This is a genomic window from Pseudomonas sp. E141 (assembly GCF_052659885.1).
In genome coordinates, this window is record NZ_CP084024.1 from 1,924,909 (window position 1) to 1,942,958 (window position 18,050).

Annotated in this window: 16 protein-coding genes and 2 pseudogenes; 8 read left to right on the forward strand and 10 right to left on the reverse strand. The window is 59.6% G+C overall.

Annotated elements, in window-relative coordinates; genetic code table 11:
• The first annotated feature begins 60 nt into the window (after positions 1-60).
• The gene (locus GKKCFE_RS08705; RefSeq protein WP_139050628.1) at positions 61-540 is read left to right on the forward strand and encodes a VOC family protein; all 480 of its coding nucleotides are present in this window, start codon (positions 61-63) and stop codon (positions 538-540) included.
• Positions 541-702: 162 nt separating this feature from the next.
• On the opposite strand, the gene GKKCFE_RS08710 is transcribed toward GKKCFE_RS08705, so the two are convergent.
• A complete protein-coding gene (locus GKKCFE_RS08710) occupies positions 703-1,107 on the reverse strand; it encodes a RidA family protein (RefSeq protein ID WP_160892903.1) in 405 nt (134 codons plus the stop codon).
• Positions 1,108-1,238: 131 nt separating this feature from the next.
• Between GKKCFE_RS08710 and GKKCFE_RS08715 the strand changes: the two genes are divergently transcribed.
• Positions 1,239-2,165 carry a LysR substrate-binding domain-containing protein gene (locus tag GKKCFE_RS08715; protein ID WP_445577734.1) on the forward strand — a complete coding sequence of 309 codons (927 nt, stop codon included), beginning with the start codon at positions 1,239-1,241 and terminating at the stop codon, positions 2,163-2,165.
• Positions 2,166-2,198: 33 nt separating this feature from the next.
• Entirely contained in the window at positions 2,199-2,591 is a 393-nt protein-coding gene (locus GKKCFE_RS08720; protein ID WP_339490782.1) for a GFA family protein, read from the forward strand.
• Positions 2,592-2,606: 15 nt separating this feature from the next.
• On the opposite strand, the pseudogene GKKCFE_RS08725 reads toward GKKCFE_RS08720, so the two are convergent.
• The 5 genes and pseudogenes from GKKCFE_RS08725 to GKKCFE_RS08745 all read right to left on the reverse strand — a co-directional run.
• Positions 2,607-2,705, reverse strand: a pseudogene (locus GKKCFE_RS08725) (aldehyde dehydrogenase family protein); the annotation flags it as partial.
• A 74-nt stretch (positions 2,706-2,779) separates the two neighbouring features.
• Entirely contained in the window at positions 2,780-4,954 is a 2,175-nt protein-coding gene (locus tag GKKCFE_RS08730) for an ATP-binding protein (RefSeq protein ID WP_445577735.1), read from the reverse strand.
• Between the two features lie 290 nt (positions 4,955-5,244).
• Positions 5,245-6,198 (reverse strand): alpha/beta fold hydrolase, encoded by a 954-nt coding sequence (locus GKKCFE_RS08735; RefSeq protein WP_445577736.1) that lies wholly within the window; start codon positions 6,196-6,198, stop codon positions 5,245-5,247.
• Between the two features lie 168 nt (positions 6,199-6,366).
• Entirely contained in the window at positions 6,367-7,101 is a 735-nt protein-coding gene (locus GKKCFE_RS08740) for a LysR substrate-binding domain-containing protein (RefSeq protein WP_445577737.1), read from the reverse strand.
• 1,192 nt (positions 7,102-8,293) lie between these two features.
• Positions 8,294-9,271 (reverse strand): MBL fold metallo-hydrolase, encoded by a 978-nt coding sequence (locus GKKCFE_RS08745; protein WP_445577738.1) that lies wholly within the window; start codon positions 9,269-9,271, stop codon positions 8,294-8,296.
• A gap of 254 nt (positions 9,272-9,525) precedes the next feature.
• On the opposite strand from GKKCFE_RS08745, the gene GKKCFE_RS08750 reads away from it, so the two are divergent.
• The gene (locus GKKCFE_RS08750) at positions 9,526-10,275 is read left to right on the forward strand and encodes a substrate-binding periplasmic protein (protein WP_076385378.1); all 750 of its coding nucleotides are present in this window, start codon (positions 9,526-9,528) and stop codon (positions 10,273-10,275) included.
• Here the strand turns inward: GKKCFE_RS08750 and GKKCFE_RS08755 are convergent.
• Positions 10,274-10,617, reverse strand: a pseudogene (locus GKKCFE_RS08755) (phytanoyl-CoA dioxygenase family protein); the annotation flags it as partial. The gene GKKCFE_RS08750 and the pseudogene GKKCFE_RS08755 overlap by 2 nt on opposite strands.
• Before the next feature lie 146 nt (positions 10,618-10,763).
• On the opposite strand from GKKCFE_RS08755, the gene GKKCFE_RS08760 reads away from it, so the two are divergent.
• Positions 10,764-12,617, forward strand: coding sequence for an ABC transporter ATP-binding protein (locus GKKCFE_RS08760; protein ID WP_445577739.1), 1,854 nt, complete (start codon positions 10,764-10,766; stop codon positions 12,615-12,617).
• A gap of 86 nt (positions 12,618-12,703) precedes the next feature.
• Entirely contained in the window at positions 12,704-13,591 is an 888-nt protein-coding gene (locus GKKCFE_RS08765) for a serine hydrolase domain-containing protein (protein WP_339490789.1), read from the forward strand.
• Positions 13,592-13,734: 143 nt separating this feature from the next.
• Here the strand turns inward: GKKCFE_RS08765 and GKKCFE_RS08770 are convergent, their stop codons facing one another.
• Both GKKCFE_RS08770 and GKKCFE_RS08775 read right to left on the reverse strand, forming a co-directional pair.
• Positions 13,735-14,733: an NADP-dependent oxidoreductase gene (locus GKKCFE_RS08770; RefSeq protein WP_339490791.1), complete on the reverse strand. Its 999-nt coding sequence runs from the start codon at positions 14,731-14,733 to the stop codon at positions 13,735-13,737.
• A gap of 59 nt (positions 14,734-14,792) precedes the next feature.
• Positions 14,793-15,581, reverse strand: a complete 789-nt coding sequence (locus GKKCFE_RS08775) for an SDR family NAD(P)-dependent oxidoreductase (protein ID WP_173407092.1) — start codon at positions 15,579-15,581, stop codon at positions 14,793-14,795.
• Between the two features lie 261 nt (positions 15,582-15,842).
• Between GKKCFE_RS08775 and GKKCFE_RS08780 the strand changes: the two genes are divergently transcribed.
• The gene (locus GKKCFE_RS08780) at positions 15,843-16,418 is read left to right on the forward strand and encodes a TetR/AcrR family transcriptional regulator (RefSeq protein ID WP_107322767.1); all 576 of its coding nucleotides are present in this window, start codon (positions 15,843-15,845) and stop codon (positions 16,416-16,418) included.
• On the opposite strand, the gene GKKCFE_RS08785 is transcribed toward GKKCFE_RS08780, so the two are convergent.
• A complete protein-coding gene (locus tag GKKCFE_RS08785) occupies positions 16,401-17,090 on the reverse strand; it encodes a phytanoyl-CoA dioxygenase family protein (protein ID WP_445577740.1) in 690 nt (229 codons plus the stop codon). The genes GKKCFE_RS08780 and GKKCFE_RS08785 overlap by 18 nt on opposite strands.
• 152 nt (positions 17,091-17,242) lie before the next feature.
• Between GKKCFE_RS08785 and GKKCFE_RS08790 the strand changes: the two genes are divergently transcribed.
• Positions 17,243-17,866: a hypothetical protein gene (locus GKKCFE_RS08790; protein ID WP_445577741.1), complete on the forward strand. Its 624-nt coding sequence runs from the start codon at positions 17,243-17,245 to the stop codon at positions 17,864-17,866.
• The last annotated feature ends 184 nt before the right edge of the window (positions 17,867-18,050 follow it).

Below are 18,050 nucleotides of genomic sequence, written 5' to 3' on the forward strand. Positions count from 1 at the left end.
CCTTGCGCCGACGCAGAGACTGCTAGACTTTACCGTCCAGTTATCTCTCGGAGAGATCGGATGAATAACAAAAACACGATTTGTCTCTGGTACGACGGTGCTGCGCTGGAGGCTGCGCAGTTCTACGCCGCGACGTTCCCGGACAGTGCGGTGCAGGCCGTTCATCACGCCCCCGGTGACTACCCGATGGGCAAGCAGGGCGATGTGCTGACGGTCGAGTTCACGGTAATGGGCATTCCATGCCTGGGGCTGAACGGAGGCCCGGCGTTCCAGCACAACGAAGCCTTTTCGTTTCAGGTCGCGACCGATGACCAGGCCGAAACGGACCGCTTGTGGGAGGCGATTATCGGCAATGGCGGCCAGGCAAGTGCCTGCGGCTGGTGCAAGGACAAATGGGGCCTGTCCTGGCAGATCACCCCTCGCGTGCTGACTGCCGCGATAGCCAATCCCGATCAGGCAGCCGCCAAGCGCGCGTTCGAAGCCATGATGGAAATGACAAAGATCGACATCGCGGCCATCGAAGCAGCGTTGAAAGGTTGAGCGGCGCAGGCTGACAGTCCGCTATCGCGAGCAGGCTCGCTCCCACATTGGATCTGTGTCGGTCTCGATGGGTGGGTCAACACAACCCCCTGTGGGAGCGAGCCTGCTCGCGAAGACGGCCGCACATTCAACACGCCGCAACCTGACTCACCGCCAGTCAGCTCACCCCTGGGCGGCTTCAGGCAACCTGGCAATCACCTTGATCTCGAACTGAAAGCCATACAACCAGGTCACTCCCACCGCCGTCAGCGTCGGATGCGGTGCGCTGCCCCAGAATTCTGGCACCACTTTCCAGATCGTTTCGAATGTCGATTCTGGATCGACGATGAACACGGTGACGTCAACCACATCATCAAAGGTGCAATCGGCGGCGGCGAGAATCGCCTTCAGGTTGTTGAACGCCCGCCGAACCTGGTCCTCAAGTTCGGCCTCTGGCGAGCCGTCTTCGGTGCTGCCGACTTGCCCCGATACGAATAAAAAGCCATTGGAACGAATCGCCGGCGAATAGCGATTACGCTCATAAAGTGCCTGGCGTCCGGCGGGGAAAACTACATCGCGCTGTGTCATGGGTGCCTCCATCAATGGGTCGGATTCAATGTTGAAAACACTCTAGGGGCTTGTGCGCGGACGATAAACGAGCAACCTTGGCGATCACTGTTTGTAAAATCCAAACAATCTGACGAACACCCGGGGTAGCAATGGATCGTTTCGACGCGATGCAAGCATTTGTTCGAGTGGTGGAGGCGGGCAGCTTCACCAAAGCCGCCGAAACACTGCACATGAGCAAGACCACCGTGACCCAACTGGTGCAGCAACTGGAGGCCCGGCTGCGCGTCAAGTTGCTCAACCGCACCACGCGCAAGGTCAACGTCACCGCTGACGGCGCCGCTTATTACGAGCGGGTGATTCGCCTGCTGGCCGACATGGACGATGCCGAGACCAGCCTGTCCGGCGCTCAGGCACTGCCCAGAGGGCGACTGCGAGTGGACGTGCCAAGCCCGCTGGCAACCATGATCCTGGTGCCGGCATTGCCGCAATTTTACGCGCGATACCCGGACATTCAGATCGACATGGGCGCAAGCGACCGCATCGTCGACATGCTCGATGAAAACGTCGATTGCGTGGTGCGCGGCGGCGAGCTGACGGATCAGTCGCTGATCGCCCGGCGCGTCGGCGACCTGGCCCTTGGCGTGTTTGCCGCACCGAGCTATCTGCAGCGCGTGGGCACGCCTGCGCATCCGCGAGAATTGGAAGATTCCCAGCATCGCATCGTCGGCTTCCTCTGGGCGCGCACCGGCAAACCGCTCCCTTACGCCATGCACAACCACGGCGAGCATCTGCACATCAAAGGACGCTACGCACTGGCCGTGGATGATGGCAACGCCTACCTCGCGGCCGGTCTGGCGGGGTTGGGTGTGCTCTGGCTACCCGAGTACATGTCCAGATCCCACCAGGTGCGCGGTGAGTTGGTGCGCCTGTTCGAAGACTGGCGCCTCGACCCGATGCCGCTCTACGTGGCCTATCCTCCTAACCGACACATCAGCGCCAAGTTGCGGGTGTTCATTGAATGGGTGGTGGAGTTGATGGCACAGCATGCGCCTGTTATCGACCGGTCGGGGTTATGAAACCCGATCGCATGACTGCAGAGGAGACGCACCATGGACCGATTCACCGGCGGTTGCCTGTGCGGCAACGTTCGCATCCAAGCCTCGGGGCGCCCGTACCGGGTTGGTCTTTGTCACTGCCTCGACTGCCGCAAACATCACGGGGCGCTCTTCTACGCCTCCGCCGTGTTCCCCCAGGATGCCGTGACGATCGAGGGCGAAACCCGGGACTACGCCGGGCGCTTCTTCTGTCCGCGCTGCGGCTCGTCGGTGTTTGCACGTACCGGCGACGAGGTGGAAGTGAACCTGGGAACGCTGGATGCCCCGGATCAACTGATGCCCACCTACGAAAGCTGGACCGTGCGCCGTGAGTCCTGGTTGCCGGCGTTTCCGTTCACCAGGCACTACCCGCATGATCGTGAGGGTACGGGTCGCTCCGAGGAGTAGGCGCGGTAGCGGGTCTTAGCCAAAGCCCACAATCGCCTTGATCTCCAGGTACTCCTCAAACCCATGGAGACCATACTCACGGCCATTGCCGGAACGCTTGTAGCCACCGAACGGTACCCTCTGTGCGCAAGGACGAGATTCCGTTGCGCAAACTGTTGCGGCACTGATTCAAAGGAAAAGGGGCCCCGTCATCCAGCGCTGTCCTCACTGGCGTGAATCAACGCACTCACCCGTCGGCCCAGGTCAGTCAAGCTGAAAGGTTTGGCCAGTACGTGGGTCGTGGTGTCGACCGAAACCAGATTTTTCCCCTCGGCAAATCCGGTGATGAACAACACTTTCAGCGAGGGATATCTGGCCTTCATTTCATTCGCCAGGCTGATGCCATTCATGGTTCCCGGTAGGCCGATATCTGTCAGCAATAAATCGATATGCTCGGTCTTATCGGCCTGCTTGAGGGCAGAGACGCTGTCCAGCGCATCGATGACGTGATAGCCGGTTTCAGTCAGGAATTCCGAGACCAACTGGCGAATCGCCGCTTCGTCATCCACCACCAGAATGGTTTCGTTGGCGCCGGGCTGCAAGGGTGCGGTGTCATCCAGATGCGCGCTTTTCACCCTGATGGGGGACTGGCTGACAACCGGAAAATACATTGTCACGGTCGTGCCCACGCCGACGCTGCTCTGAATCTTCACCTGCCCTCCGGATTGCTGGGCAAACCCGTAGATCATCGACAGGCCCAGGCCGGATCCTTCGCCAATGCGCTTGGTGGTGAAGAACGGATCGAACACCCGAGACAGGATGTCGGCGCTGATCCCCGTGCCCGAGTCGGTGACCGAGATCGCCACATATGGGCCCGGCGGCATCATTTTTTCGCTGGAAGATGTCGCGTCGATAACGCAGCGTTGCACGTCAAGTTTCAAGGTTCCGCCACCGGGCATCGCATCCCGGGCGTTGATGGCCAGATTGAGCAGGGCGTTCTCCAGTCCATTGGGGTCGCATTTGATCGGATCATGCCCCCTGAAAGCGCATTCGACATGAATGCTCGGGCCCACGGAGCGTCGGATCATTTCTTCCAGGCCGGCCACCACTTTGCGCGGTTCGAGAACTTCCGGTTCTAGCGATTGCTGCCTGGAAAATGCCAGCAGGCGCTGGGTCAGTGCGGCTGCGCGTGTCGCTGAGGTCAGGGCGACGGAGTTGTAGCGAGACAGTTCGTCGTAGCGTTGACGGTCGATGTGCCGTTGCATCAGCTCAAGGCTGCCACTGATGCCAGCCAGCAGGTTGTTGAAGTCGTGGGCAATACCCCCCGTCAGTTGGCCTACCGCTTCCATCTTCTGACTTTGCCGCAGTTTCGACTCGGCCAGCGCACGCTCCTGTTGTTCGGCTTCAAGCTGCTGGGTACGGGTTGCAATCCGGTCTTCGAGCAGGTCGTTCCAGTCCCTGAGCGCCGCCTCCAGTTGCACCCGCTCGTTGATGTCTTCGACGGTGCCATACCAGCGCTCGCATCGTCCCTCGGGATCCAGGCTACAAAACGCGCGGATTCTGAACCATCGATATTCCCCCGTGGATTTTCGCAACTGGATCTGTGCGTCGAAGGGTTGCAAACTTGCCAGCGACTGATTCCACAACCGGGCAAATGATATGCGGTCATCGGGGTGCGTTGCGTTCAACCACTGGCGCCCCAGTGTCTGTTCCGGCGACCGTGCGGTGTATTCATACCAGCGTTGATCCAGCGATGTCACCGCGCCATGACTGTCGGCCGTCCAGGGCCAGAGTGGATTGAGCTGCGCGGCGATTCGATAGTGTCTTTCGCTTTCCCGCAATTTTTCTTCAGTCAGGCGCATGGCCTGCATGGTTTTGGCGCGTTTCAACGCGGCACCCAGCAGGTTGCTGTAGACGCGCAGAAAGTCGATGTCGCTCTCGCTAAACTGCCGGAGGCAGCGGCTGTCGACTTCGAAGATGCCGAAGGGGCGCGTCTCGGTGGCGCCGTGTACCAGCACATTGACGAACGCCTGGACGCCGTTGCGCGTTTGGAAGTCGTGATAGTGAAAGCGTGTTTCTGTCGCAATGTCCGTGGAAATGACGGCGCCGCCGGAGTCCAGGGAATACCGTTCCGGGGTGCCTTCCAGTGCCTGAACCCGGACTTCGCCAACGACCCCCGGCAACCAGCCCACACCGTTGCGCACCAGGAAAGTGACACCGTCGTCTTCCAGCGACATGAACTTCGCCAAATGGGTTTCCAGTGCTTCGCCGACCAGACGACACGCCTCGTCGAGGATGTGTTCAAAATCATCTGAAACCAGGGCTAGCTCGCCGAACTCGGCAAGTACCTTGCGTTGACGTAATAAAGTGTCTTCGATTGTCATGTGGATCACCCTTGGTACGTCTTGAATATCCGAGGGTTGCAGGACGGCTAGGTTCACATGAATTGATAAGCGTGCCGACCACAAGCCGTTTGACGTGAGAGGCGTAGAACGCAAAAGCCCTTCCTGAGAAGGGCTCTGCAAAGTGGGCGCAGAATCTGGGCGCCCCTGGACAAAGGTGGGAGCGAGCTTGCTCGCGATGGCGCTAGGTCGCCTGGCCGGGCTCGTGAATGTTCCGACGCTATCGCGAGCAGGCTCGCTCCCACACAGGTCATGCAGTGCATGTCATTGTTTTATTCCTGAAGAAACGTCAGCAGATCCTGGTTCAGCCGGTCCTTGTGCGTATCGGTCAGGCCATGCGGCGCGCCGGGGTAGACGATCAGACGTGCACCCTTGATCAGCGCCGCCGAGGCCGGACCAGAAGCATCAATGGGAACAATCTGATCATCGTCTCCATGAACGACCAGCGTCGGCACATCGAATTTCTTCAGGTCGTCGCGAAAATCGGTCGCCGAGAAGGCCGCGATCGATTCATAGGTGTTCTTGCTGCCCGCCTGCATGCCCTGCACCCAGAACGACTGGATCAGCCCTTGGGATGGCTTGGCACCCTCGCGGTTGAAACCGAAGAAAGGACCGGAGGCGATGTCCAGGTAAAGCTGTGAGCGGTTCTCCAGGGACGCCTTGCGCAGCCCGTCGAACACCTCGATGGGCAGACCGCCGGGGTTGGTTTGGGTCTTGAGCATCAGCGGTGGGACGGCGGAAACCAGCACGGCCTTCTTCACCCGGCCCGTACCATGGCGACCGATATAGCGAGCCACTTCGCCGCCACCGGTCGAGAAACCCACCAGGGTGACATCCTTCAAGTCCAACGCTTCAATCACCGCCGCCAGATCGTCGGCGTAGTGATCCATATCGTTGCCTTCCCACGGCTGGCTGGAGCGGCCATGACCGCGACGGTCGTGGGCAACGACGCGATAACCCTTCGAGGCGAGGAACATCATCTGCGCTTCCCAGCTGTCGGCGTTCAACGGCCAGCCGTGACTGAAGGTGACTACCTGGCCATCCCGTGGACCCCAATCCTTGTAGTACAGCTGCACGCCATCCCGGGTGGTGATGTAGCTGGCGGACTGAATCACGCTGCCGACGGCGGACATGCTCGCAGCGGTCTGGGCGGGGGAGGCAGCTTCGGCGCTGAGGGTTGCCAGTGCCAGTGTCGCGATGGCCATGGTGCGGTTGAGTGTGTTCATCGTCTCTCTCCATAGGGGTCGGTTTGACCTGTCGCGACCGCCGTCGATCGCGTTGGTGGGCAGATTAGAGAGAGAGGCTGCTACCGAGAACCGCTGCGCTATCGATAGCTGCTATACGCATAAACGATGGTTGCGGCGCGCTTGGATGGACCCCCTATGCTGGAGCACTCAAGCGGGCTCCAGTTCCGCGCTGAGATAGACCTGGCGGCGCAGCCATTGATGGCCGGCATCCTTGTTATTGCGCGGGTGCCAGGCCAGCACCAGGCGCAGCGCCGTCAGCTCGAGGGGTGGTTCGAACAGGTCCAACCGGTCGCGGTACTGGCAGAGGAAGCGCGAGGGCAATGTGCACAGGGTATCGGTGGACGCAACGAGCAGCGGCGCCAGTGCGTAATTCTGAATGGAGAAGGCGACGTTGCGAACCTGGTTGATCTCCATCAGTGCCTCGTCGACCACCCCGGCAAAACGCCCGCCTTCCGAGGACACGAGCACATGATCAAGGGCGCAAAACGTCTCGAGATCAAGTGGTCCCGTGCCGCGAGGATGGCCCTTGCGCTGGGCGGTCAGGAAGCCATCCTCCCAAAGAGGTCGCTGCATGAGGTCGTCGCGAAGCGCGCCTGGCACGGTGATCAGAAGATCGATCTGGCCTTGCTCAAGACGCTCGAACACGTCGCGTGGGGGATGGATGAACGCCAGCTTTGCATGCTTTGCCTCATGCTTCAGACGGGCGCAGAGATCCGGCGCCAGAACGGCCGCCGGTGTTTCGAACAAGGCGATGACGAAGGTGCGGGTTGTGGTGGCCGGATCGAAGCGTTCCGGTTGACTGACATGGGGAATGTGCCACCGCCATCGCGAGCAGGCTCGCTCCCACCCTTGATCACCGCCAGCCGCAAAATCTTCATTCACCGCAAATCCCCTGTGGGAGCGAGCCTGCTCGCGAAATCGGTGTATCAGTCAGCAAAGATGTTGAATGTGCCGCCGCCATCGCGAGCAAGCTCGCTCCCACCCTTGATCGCCGCCAGCCGCAGAATCTTCATTCACTGCAGATCCCCTGTGGGAGCGAGCCTGCTCGCGATAGCGATGTATCAGTCAGCAAAGATGTTGAATGTGCCGCCGCCATCGCGAGCAGGCTCGCTCCCACCCTTGATCACCGCCAGCCGCAAAATCTTCATTCACCGCAAATCCCCTGTGGGAGCGAGCCTACTCGCGAAAGCGGAGTGTCAGTCAGCAAAGATGTTGAATGTGCCGCCGCCATCGCGAGCAGGCTCGCTCCCACCCTTGATCACCGCCAGCCGCAAAATCTTCATTCACTGCAGATCCCCTGTGGGAGCGAGCCTGCTCGCGATAGCGCTGTATCAGTCACCAGAGATGTGAATGTGCCGCCGCCATCGCGAGCAAGCTCGCTCCCACCCTTGATCACCACCAGCCGCAGATTCTTCATTCACCACAGATCCCCTGTGGGAGCGAGCTTGCTCGCGATAGCGGTGTATCAGTCACCCGAGATGTTGAATGTGCCGACGCCTTCGCGAGCAAGCTCGCTCCCACCCTTGATCACCACCAGCCGCAGATTCTTCATTCACCGCAGATCCCCTGTGGGAGCGAGCCTGCTCGCGATAGCGGTGTATCAGTCACCCGAGATGTTGAATGTGCCTACGCCATCGCGAGCAAGCTCGCTCCCACACTTGATCACCACCAGCCGCAGGTTCTTCATTCACCGCAGATCCCCTGTGGGAGCGAGCCTGCTCGCGATAGCGGTGTATCAGTCACCCGAGATGTTGAATGTGCCTACGCCATCGCGAGCAGGCTCGCTCCCACCCTTGATCGCCGCCAGCCGCAGAATCTTCATTCACCGCAGGTCCCCTGTGGGAGCGGGCCTGCTCGCGAAAGCGGTGTGTCAGTCAGCAAAGATGTTGAATGTGCCGCCGCCATCGCGAGCAAGCTCGCTCCCACCCTTGATCGGCGCCAGCCGCAAAATCTTCATTCACCGCAGATCCCCTGTGGGAGCGAGCTTGCTCGCGAAAGCGGAGTGTCAGTCAGCGCCGATGGGGAATGTGCCTACGCCTTCGCGAGCAAGCTCGCTCCCACAAGATCAAGCGTTTCAGTCGCGATTGCGATACTGGGCCGGCACCCACTCATACTTTCCGGCTTCGCGTCGAATATGGCCGATACCGGGGAAGGGCAAATGCGCGACCGCAGACAGGCGCATTTCATCGGCTGAGGTTTCGAACTGACGCAGCCGCTGGGCTCGTGCGTTGTCCTGATTGACGTCAAAACTGATGGTCACCTCGGGCCGGGCGAACTGGATCAGGCCGACGTGCAGGATATCCCCCCAGAAATCGAGGCTTTGGCCCTGACTCTCGACCCTGTAGAAGCTATGGCCCGGCGTGTGGCCCGGTGTCGGGATGGCGGTGATGCCGGGGAGGAGGGTGGTCTTTGCGGTGAACGTCTTGACCTTGCCCGCCTCAAGGTAGGGGCCAATCGTCTTGCGCGCTTCTTCCAGGTGCTTGGGTTCGAGTCCGCTGCTCAGGTTGGCCGGATCCAGGAAGAAATCCACATCGGCCTGACTCACGTGAATGGTCGCGTTGGGGAATAGCATCTGCCCATTCCGCGTCAGCCCGCCGGAATGATCGGTGTGAATGTGGGTGATCAGAATGTCGCTGATCTGCTCCGGCCGATAGCCAGCGGCGGCCAGGCTCTGGGGCAGTTTGCCGGCTACATTGCCGAACAGCTCGCCAGCGCCTGTATCCACCAGTACCAGATGAGAACCGGTGTCGATTACGTAGGCGTTGATCGAGGTTTCCACCGGGTTACGGACGAAGCCTTTCTGCAACAGCGCGTCTATTTGCCCGGTGCTGATGCCCCGCAGCAGCGGGTGAAGATTAAGCGGTAGCGTACCGTCGCTCAGTGCGGTGACCTGTACCTCACCCACTTGGAATCGATAGACGCCCGGCAGCTGGGATTTGTGTGATCGCGAGGCTTCTATTGGCGTTGCGGTGGAAGTCAGGGGGTAGATCGCAGCCGTGAGAAAAAGGGCAGCTAGCAATGTTGTGCGATGGAGAATGGATTGGGTGTGCATGGCAGGAATCCTGGGCAGCGCGAACCTCATTGATCGCTGGAGCAAAGATAAGGCGACGGCGGGACGGGGGGAACGCCTGCCTCGGTTATACGACGCATCGTTGTGGCTGATGGCCGGGCGCAGTGACGCGCTTGGGTGAGCTCGTGGCGAGTGGGTTTATCCCCGCTGAAGGGGCGCACCAACTGTTTGGTGCGTGTTTAAGGCTATGCTTATCAGGTCCCCCATAAACACCAAGCAGCCCATCAGGAGAACCCGTGAAACAATCGACACCTGTCGCAGCGCTGCTCTGTCTGCTGCTCGGTACTGGCGTTGCCAGGGCCGAGCCGTATCAGGTGGTCACCGAAGAATGGGCCCCGTACAACTATCAGGAGAACAACCAGCTCACCGGCATGACCACTGAAATCGTGCGAGCCATCATGGCACTGACCGGGGATGACTTCGAGGTGCTGCTGCAGCCCAGCATGCGCGCCACCCAGGTACTGAGGACCCGAAGCAAGACCATCATGTTCTCGCTGTTTCGCACGGCGGAGCGCGAGCCGTTGTACAAGTGGGTCGGGCCGATCGTGGAAGAGTCCATTCATGCCTATCAGTTGGCCAGTACGCCGCCGGTGAATTCCCTGGAACAACTGCTGCACGCCCCGCAGATCACCACGCGACATGCCGGCCTGGTGCCGCAGATGCTGCAGTCGCTGGGCTTCAACAACCTGGACAAAAGTGCTACCGAGAGCAAGCTGCTCTACCGCATGCTGCTCGCCGGGCGGACCAAGATCATCGTAGGTGACACCGATGCCGGGGTGGCTTACTACAGCCGCCAGTTGAATATCGCACCGGGCACACTGCGCAAAATCCCCATCGAACTCTATCGGTCATCGCTGTACATCGCCTTCAGCCTTGACTCTGACGATGAGGTGGTGGCCGCGTGGAGCAAGGCTTTGGAGCAGTTGCGGCGCTCTGGCGAGGTGGAGCGGATTCAGCGGCGGTATGAGCGGCCCGTCGGGCAATAAGGGCGATGGCGATGTCGCCTGGCCGTTGGGCCGACAAGTCGTGGTGCAGTTGTTGGTGACCACCGATCAGAGGCTCGCGGCCCTCCACCTGCGAGAGAAAGAACCGCTCCCCGATCAGCTCTCCCACCACTGCCAGCACCAGTGGTAGGCGACATACCGCCTGAACCTTCGCATCGTCGTCCAGCATCGAGTAACGCCAGTCCAAGCCACGCGGCACTGGCCACTGGTCCGACGGTTTCACCCCGGCATCGAACACGGCACGCAGGCCATCCAGCCACTCGACCGGGATCGCTTGGCGGACAGGGCATAGCCGTCCTGATGCAGTTGTTTGCGGTCGATCATGGCGTTCTCGGTTTCCTTGTGAGGCATGAAACGTCTGCTCCCGTGCACCCTCGTTGTGCCGGGCGAACAACCTTTCCTCCACCCAAACCCCTCAAAGCAACCGTTAAATGCCAGAATCTCTTTACCAGATGGTTTTGGAGATCACCATGCTTCACGCATTTGAACAACGGCTCGACCCTTTTCCGCCCGACGAAGCTCCCCCTCCACCTGACGGCCTGGCGCGGTTCCTGTGGGCCTGCACCCGGGGCGCTCGCGGTTATATTCTCGCGCTCGCGTTGCTCAGTGCCGCTGTGTCGATTTACGAAGCCTGGCTGTTTTCTTTTCTCGGGCAGGTCGTGGACATGCTGTCGATCTGGCAGGCAGGCGGCGATGCGGCCCGACAGGAAAGTCGCGTGCTGTGGGGCATCGGCGTGGTGCTGGTGACCAGCATTGGGCTGGTAGCGATGCGCACGATGGTGCAGCACCAAATATTGGCGATCAACCTGCCGTTGCGGCTGCGCTGGGATTTTCATCGGCTGATGTTGCGGCAAAGCCTTTCGTTCTTCTCCGATGAGTTCTCCGGCCGGGTCACCACCAAGGTGATGCAGACGGCGCTGTCGGTGCGCGAGGTGCTATTCACCATTATCGAGATCGCTCCGGGGATCGGGGTGTACTTCATCGCGATCATCGCGCTGGCCGGCGGCTTTGACTTGAAGCTGATGCTGCCGTTCATTGTCTGGGTGGCGTTGTTCGGTCTTGCCATGCGCTACTTCGTGCCCCGCCTTGAGAAAGTAGGGCAGGAGCAGGCCCATGCGCGGTCATCAATGACCGGGCGTATCTCTGACGCCTACACCAACATCACCACAGTGAAGCTGTTCTCCCACTCCAAACGTGAAGCCCACTTCGCGCGCGCTGCCATGGAAGATTTCAAGCAGACCGGTTTTCGCCAGATGCGCCTGGTCAGCCAGTTCGAGATCGTCAATCAGGCATTGGTGGTCGGGTTGATCATGGGGGCAGGCGGTTATGCCCTATGGCTATGGCACCAAGGTCAAGTGGGCGCGGGTGCGGTGGCGGCGATCATTGCCATGGCGTTGCGCATCAATGGCATGTCGCATTGGATCATGTGGCAAATGACCTCGCTGTTCGAGAGCATCGGCACCGTGCAGGATGGCATGGCGACCCTGGCCCGCGGCCCCAAGGTGCAGGATGCCCCGGACGCCAGGGAGCTGGTCACCACGGGCGGCGCGGTGACTTTCGACAATGTGAGCTTCAATTACAACGGCGAACGCCAGGTGCTCGATGGCCTGAGACTGAGCATTCGCCCAGGCGAAAAGATCGGGCTGGTGGGCCGCTCCGGCGCCGGTAAATCCACGCTGATCAACCTGCTGCTGCGCTTTTACGACGTGGACAAGGGTGAGATTCGCATCGACGGGCAGAACATCGCGCACGTCACCCAGGACAGTCTGCGCAGTGCCATCGGTATGGTGACTCAGGACACTTCGCTGCTGCACCGCTCCATTCGCGACAACATCGCCTATGGACGCCCCGATGCCACCGACGAGCAAATCCGCAGCGCCGCGGCCAGTGCCCAAGCCGATGGGTTCATCAGCCAACTGAGCGACAAGCAGGGCCACAGCGGCTACGACACCCTGGTGGGCGAGCGGGGTATCAAGCTTTCGGGCGGCCAGCGTCAACGCGTCGCCATTGCCCGGGTAATGCTCAAAAATGCCCCGATCCTGCTGCTTGACGAGGCCACCAGCGCCCTGGATTCAGAGGTCGAAGTCGCCATCCAGGAAAGCCTCGATGAAATGATGCAGGGCAAGACCGTGATCGCCATCGCCCATCGATTGTCCACGATTGCGGCGATGGACAGGCTGATCGTCATGGATGATGGACGCATCATCGAACAAGGCACCCACACCGAATTGCTCGGGAAAAACGGCACCTATGCGCGGTTGTGGCATCACCAGAGTGGCGGATTTCTGGGGGAGGATCAGGGCGTGGCTGAGGCGGTGGAGTAGGCATTAGGGGAACAGTCCGGAGCGATCACTTTCCGGGCTGGCCACTGAAATATCTTGTCGATCCGCCCAACATCCCAGGGAAGCCAATGCTCAGTTCGCTCATATCAAATGGTCAACCACGAACGCCTGCCCCATCAGAGCTGATGGTCCCCTGGTGGAGTTTTACGAAAACTGTCCTGGCTGCGACGGCTCTATCGTTGGTGCGTGATGGGCTGATTGGATTGGACGACCCCCTTGCTGATCAGCCTTTCACGCTACGCCAGCTGCTACGGCATGAGGCAGGACTCGCCGATTATGGCGAACTTGCGGAGTATCACGCCGCCATTACGAACAGTGAGTCAGCCTGGTCGGCCGATGAAATGATGCAACGACTTGACGGCACTCGACTTCGATACACCCCCGGCACCGCTTGGCGCTACTCGAATGTGGGCTACTTGCTCATCGGCCGGCTTATTGAACAGCTGACTGATCTGACGCTCGATGAAGCAGTGAGTCAACGCGCGCTAACGCCTCTGGGCCTGTCGAACGTTCGCTTCGCTAAAACGCGAGCAGACCTACAAGCGACCCCTCTTGGAAGCTCCTCAAAATATGACCCCGCCTGGGTCTATCATGGCTTGCTGATCGGCCCGATTTCGCAAGCAGCGCTATTGCTGGACCGACTCCTTTCTGCCGATCTTTTCTCCAAGGGCCTGCTCCAGGAAATGCAGGCAGCACGAGCATTGGGCGGCCCGATTCCCGGCCGCCCATGGATCACGCCTGGCTATGGCCTGGGTGTGATGCAGGGTGCGATTGACGGCGGATTTTCCCTCTGCGGACACACAGGCTGCGGGCCTGGCAGTGTCATTGCCGTTTACCGTATCTGCGATGGCGATGCATCGGTTTGTTGCGCCGCTTTTGAGAGGGGGGCTGGTGAAGGTGCGGTCGAAACCTTTGTGGTTGGACAGATGCTGCAAGTCCTGCGGCAGGGGGGCTGAAGACGGTTAAATGTTCTGTGCGGGTTCCGGTGACAACTGCTCTTCTATGGGCTTGTCGTGCGCTGGCGGCTCCTCTGGTTCAGGCGCCGCAGTCGGGTACTTGGCGGCATACACATCATCTACTGACATCTTTTGTCGTGCGCTTATTTGATTGTTATGGTGACTTTGCCTTTTGATCTGCCCTGCTCGACGTAGCGCAACGCCTCTGCGGTCGATGCAAAAGGGAAGGAGCGATCGATGACCGGTTTGATGACCCCAGCCTCGATAAGCGAGGTGATTTTCTGCAGTTGTATCCCGTTGGCACGCATGAACAAAAATGCATAGCTCACCCCATGTCTGCGGGCTTTTCTGCGAATACCGCTGCTCAGCAGGCGCATGACCTGCCCCAGCACCCAGGACAGGCCTTGCTCTTGAGCAAATTGCGCGGTCGGCGGCCCTGAAAGGGAAATGAGCTGTCCGCCAGGTTTGAGCACCTTGATCGATTTCTCCAGTACATCGGCGCCGAGGCTGTTCAACACCACGTCGAAATCGCGCAACTCCTTTGCAAAATCCTGCTGTTTGTAATCGATGACCACATCCGCCCCGAGTGCTTTCACCCATTGAACATTCGCCGTACTGGTGGTGGTCGCAACGAAGGCGCCGAGGTGTTTGGCGAGCTGGATAGCAAGCGTGCCGACGCCACCGGATCCAGCATGAATCAACACCTTCTGGCCTTTTTTCAGCTGGGCGGTCTCAACCAGCACCTGCCAGGCCGTCAAAGCCGCCAAGGGGATGGCAGCCGCTTCGGCCATGTCGAGATTGGAGGGTTTCAGCGCGAGCGCGTTTTCGTTCACGGCGAGCAGTTCAGCAAACGTCCCGATCCGTGCCTCTGGAGGACGTGCATAGACTTCGTCGCCTGGCTTGAATCGCTTCACCGCCGAACCCGTGCTAACAACCACTCCGGCCAGGTCATTGCCCAATACCAATGGAAACGTATAGGGCAGGATCAGTTTGAATTCCCCCGTTCTGATCTTCGAGTCCAACGGGTTCACGCTGGTTGCATGCACCTGAACCAGAACGTCATGCACACCGACCACAGGGTCGGGCACTTCGCCAATCATTCCGTTCTGCTTGCCGTAGCGGTCGATAAAAAATGCCTTCATGTTGCAGCTGCTCTTGTCGGGGGAATGAGAGTGGGGCGAGGCCGACCTGTCGGCATGGGTCAGTCTTGAGTCAAATAGCGCTGCGCCACAGCGGACTGCCTGATCTGCGACAAAAGACCCTGACGCGCGGTTTGCAGGGCATCCCAGCGCTCGCCTTCATGCAGCGGAGGAATGGTCACCGGTTCGCGACGGTCGAAGCCCACCAGGGCGGCATCGACCAGATCATCCACTTCCATTATTTCGCTCAAGGTGTTGATGTCGACCCCGGCGCGATCCCAAATCTCCGTGCGGGTGGCCGCGGGCAGTACGGCTTGCACATAGACACCCTGAGGCGACAGTTCCAGGCTCAAGCCTTGGGACAGGAACAGCACGAACGCCTTGGTCGCTCCATAGACCGTCATGCCGAACTCAGGCGCCAGACCCACCACCGAGCCGATGTTGATGATCGCGCCTTCACCTGCTTTGGCCAAGCGTGGCGCGATGGCGCTGGCGAGACGCACCAGCGCGGTGGTGTTGAGGGCCACCAGTTGTGCCACGCTGTCGGTGCTTTGCTCGATGAAGGTGCCGGACTGTGCGGCGCCGGCATTATTGACGAGGATGCCGATGCGCGCATCATCCCGCAGGCGCGCTTCGACGCTGTGCAGGTCAGTGAGTTGAGTCAGGTCGGCCTGAAGCACTTCAACGGCGACGTTGTGCTCGCCACGCAACTTCGCGGCGAGCGTTTCCAGGCGCGAGTGATCGCGGGCGACCAACACCAGATCATGTCCGCGTTGGGCGAAACGCTCAGCGTAAACCGCGCCAATGCCGGTGGACGCGCCAGTGATGAGAACGGTAGGGCGAGTAGTCATGATGTCAGCTCTTTGTGAGAAACATGGATTGGGATTGATGCATGAGAAAAAGTCAGGCTCGATCAGCCAGTGCCTGGGCCAAGGTATAGGCGGTAAACAGATTCAGGTCGCTCATGGGGTTGTTCCGTGTCCGTTGGTAACTGGTCTGATCGCTGGAAATTATGATGATGATCGAAATCTAAACTGTCAACGGTTTTGATTATGATCAACATCAATGTATGATCAGTCGATGAATTTCCAGCGGTAACGAGGTATCGAAACATGCGCGTGACCAAAGCCCAGGCCCAGGCAAATCGGGAGCACATCGTCGAAACAGCCTCAGTCGTATTTCGCGAGCGCGGTTTTGACGGGGTCGGCGTGGCCGACCTGATGGCCGCCGCCGGCTTCACCCATGGCGGTTTTTACAAACATTTCGGTTCGAAGGCTGACTTGATGGCCGAAGCCTCGGCGAAGAGTCTTGAGCAGTCACTGATCGGCGTCGACGCATTGAGCGTGAAGGACTTCATTGATGTGTATGTGTCACGGGACCATCGCGACGGGCGCGCCACGGGTTGCACCATGGCAGCGTTGTGCGGTGACGCGGCACGTCAGTCGGACGATTTGAAGGCGGCATTCGCTGAAGGCATCGAGCGCATGTTGCAAACTCTCGGCGAAAAATACCCGACCGGGCCGGATGCGGCGCCGGGTGAGGCGAGGGGGAAAATGATCGACCTGCTGGCGCACGCGGTCGGCGCGATCATGCTATCGCGCGCCTGTCCTGACGACTCGGCGCTGGCCGATGAAATTCTGGCGGTGTGTCATGCGCAAATGATTGCATCTTTACCTAGGCGAGCGTAGACCGAAGCCAAAATCCAAAGGCTCGAACCGTTCACTCGTGGCCATACGAACATTACGCAGGCCCACGGTTTCCAAGTGTGAAACGTACAACTGCTCCGAAAAATAACTGATCAAAATCGAACGACGGTGCGAGCCCACCGAGTTCAGGCTGCCCGCATGCACCAAGTCCACATCGAACACCAGGATGTCACCGGCGCAACCTGAAAGCTGTACGGAGCGTGATTCGTTGGTGAAGTCGAATGGCTGCTCGCTTGGCTCGGGGCGATGGCTGCCGGGGACGATGCGTGTCGCACCGTTCTCAGGGCCATAGTCGTCAAAAAAAGCCAGGGCCATGGCAATGTCGCCTGGCCGTTGGGCCGACAAGTCGCGGTGCAGCGGTTGATGGCCGCCACCGGCAAGAGGCTCGCGCCCCTCCACCTGCGACAGAAAGAACCGCTCCCCGATCAATTCACCCGCGACCGCCAGCACCTGGGGCAGACGACACACAGCCTGAATCTTCGCATCATCGTCCAACAGCGAATGACGCCAGTCCATGCCACGCGGCACGGGCCATTGGTCCGACGGCCTCACACCAGCATCGAACGCGGCACGCAGGTCTTCCAGCCATTCGGTTGGGATCGCTTGACGGAGCAGAGCGTACCCATTTCGATGGAGTTGATCGCGGTCAGTCATGGTTTTCTCGACTTCCTTGTGCGCACGTTTACAAGGCTAGTATTCAAAGCAAAGTTGGACCACCCGACACTGCAAAATCGAAAGTGACCAGAGACAAACCCGGAAGGTTTGCAGTTATCATCTGACCACCATCCAAGAAAAGGACTTCACCGATGAAGCGTCTGTTCGTCTGCACCCTTCTTACACTGGCCGTCGTCGGCTATGCCAAAGCCAACCAGAGCACCTTCGAAGAAACCAACCAGTGCTCGGAAGATATCGACTGCCAAGGGGATTTCATTTGCAAAAACGGTCTATGCGATCTTCCTGAACCCCAACAGAGCCTCGTTGCAAAACCCACCGTCACGACCCAAATCGCCCCCCCAGCGCCCCCCGGTGTTGCCTATGAAACCTTGCCCGTCAGTGCCGAGCGTGCCGGGCCTTTCACGACCCAGACCCAAGGGACGGGGACCGCGCTGAATTATCAAACGCGCGCTGGGGTGGTGAATGTCATGGAGGCAATTGTCGAGGAGGCTGAGTACACCGGTTATGTGGCGATTGAAAAGGCTTATACGTTTGGGCCGAGCCGGTATGTGGTGGTTGTTTCCACGGGGGAGGGTGGGAGTGCTTGCCCGGCGTCTACTTATGTTTTTAGTTTTGATGCCAAGGCCGAGCGTGTTGATGGGAAGCGGGAGGTGGCTGGGTGTTCTGAGTTGGTTGAGGTTGTGGTGGAGGGGAATAGGTTGATGGTTAAGAAGGAGGGGGATGGAACTGTTGTTTTTAATGGGGTTGTGGAGTAGATCGGTGGGGGGGCTTCGTCTGTTTTCGGCCAGAAGCGGACCTTGAATATCCAAACAACTGCCGAGGTTCATAAACGCATCACGCGTGAGTGCTGGCTCGACGGGCTCGGATTCGGAACTACATGGCCCCGCAGAAACCCACGAACTCAAGATATGTCAAATGCGGGGTAAGCGTCCGGTTAAG